Origin of the sequence: Streptomyces sp. SID3212 (genome assembly GCF_009865405.1) — a bacterium.
GTDB lineage: Bacteria > Actinomycetota > Actinomycetes > Streptomycetales > Streptomycetaceae > Streptomyces.
On record NZ_WWJY01000918.1, the window covers coordinates 1 to 1,962 of the forward strand.

General features: G+C 75.3%; 1 protein-coding gene. It reads left to right on the top strand.

The features are described 5' to 3' along the window. The coding region (locus GT042_RS27490; RefSeq protein WP_161311417.1) for an FUSC family protein at positions 1-1,962 on the top strand (1,962 nt) is incomplete at both ends.

The window sequence follows — 1,962 nt, forward strand, 5'->3', positions numbered from 1 at the left end:
GGACAACCTCCGCCCCCAGCCCGCCCCGATCCGCTGGCCCGCCGTGGCCCGCGCCTCCGTCGCCCTCGCCGCACCCCTGGCGGTCGGCTTCGGCACCGACCAGCGCGCGAACGGGGCGCTCGTCGCGCTCGGCGCCCTGAACGGTGTCCTCTCCGACACCGCCGAGGCGTACCGGATGCGGATCCTCCATGTGGCGGTCCCCCAGTTCTTCGCCGCGATCGGCGTCACCCTCGGCACGCTCGTCTTCGGGCACGAGTGGGCCGCCGTCGGTGTCCTCGCCCTCGTCGCGCTCGTGTCCGGCATGATCTCGTCCATCGGCGCGGTGGCGTCGTTCGGCGGACTGCTCCTCCTGCTCAACGCCGTCGTCGGGGCCGGGCTCGACCTGCCCGCGCCGTGGTGGAAGCCGCCGCTGCTGATCGTGCTCGGCGGCCTGTTCGTCCTCTTCCTCTCGCTGCTGGCCTGGCCGTTCCGGGCCGGCGTGCCGGAGCGGGCCGCGGTGGCGGGGACGTACCGTGCCACCGCCGATCTGCTGGAGGCCTCCGCCGCGCCCGACCCGGAGTTCGACGGCCGCCGCCGGGCCGTGACCCTCGCCCTGAACCACGCGTACGACCTGCTGCTCGCCCGCCGCGCCGGCGACCACGGCTGGCGCGGCCCGCTCGTACGGCTGCTCGCGCAGCTCAACGTGATCATCCCGCTGGTGGAGGCCGCGCACCTGCGGGGCCGTACGCCGCCGCCGGAGGTGACCGGGGCCGTACGGCACCTGGCGGACCTGGTCGCCGAGGGCCGTACCGGCGAAGGGGTGCTGGACCTGCCGCCTCCCAGGACGGCGTCCGACCGGGCCGTCGACACCGCGCTGCGGCACGTCGCGGCGGTGGTGCACGAGGCGGACGGCGATCCGGGCAACCCCGCCACGATGGACGACCGGCTCGGCCGCCCGGCGGCCCTCCGCGTCCGCGTCCGCCGTACAACGCGCGACGTGCTGTTCTCCGAGGCTTCCTGGCGGTACGGGCTGCGCCTCGCGCTCTGTATCGGCCTGGCGCAGACGCTGGTGGCGGTGATCCCCGTACAGCGGTCCTACTGGGTGGCGCTGACCGTCACCTTCGTACTGAAGCCGGACTTCGGTTCGGTCTTCTCCCGCGCGGTGCTGCGCGCGCTGGGCACGGCGGTCGGGCTGGTCGTGGCCGGGGTGGTGCTGGCGGAGGTCCCGATCGGCTGGTGGGACGTCCTGGTCGTCGCGCTGCTCGCGCCGTTGATCCCGGCGGTGTCGGCGAAGGGGTACGCGTTCCAGACGGCGGCCATCACGCCGGTGATCCTCCTGATCTCCGACGTCCTCAACCGGCAGGGCTTCGGCCTCGTGGCGCCCCGGCTGGTGGACAGCCTGATCGGCTGCGCGATCGTGCTGGTCGCGGGGTATCTGCTCTGGCCGGAGAGCTGGCACACCCGCCTCGGCCACCGGCTGGCGGACGCGGTGGAGGAGACGGCGGAGTACGTGAGGCGCGCGTTCGGCATGCCCGACGCGGCGGGGAGGACCGCGGACCAGGCGGAGGTGGAGCGGGCGCGGCGGCGCATCTACCGGGATCTGTCGACCGTACGCACCGAATTCCAGCGTGCGCTGACCGAACCGCCGCCCGTCGGCAGGCGCGCGGCGGCCTGGTGGCCGCTGGTCGTGGCGACGGAACGGATCGTCGACGCGACGACGGCGGCGCGGGTGCGCGTGTCGTACGGCGCGCGGGCGCCCGCCCTGGCGGAGGCGGCGGATATCGCGGACCAGTTGACGGACATGGCGGGGCGGCTGCGGTCGAGCGAGGTGCTGGTGGAGGTACGGGGGGAGCCGGGCGGGGACGGGGCCGGAGCCACGGACAGGGAGGAGAGCGTGCTGGCGGGGTTGCGGCAGGAGGTGGGGGCGGCGAAGGCGATCGCGTCGCCGGGGCGGGGTCCTGGGGCGGGTCCGGGGGCGGGCGC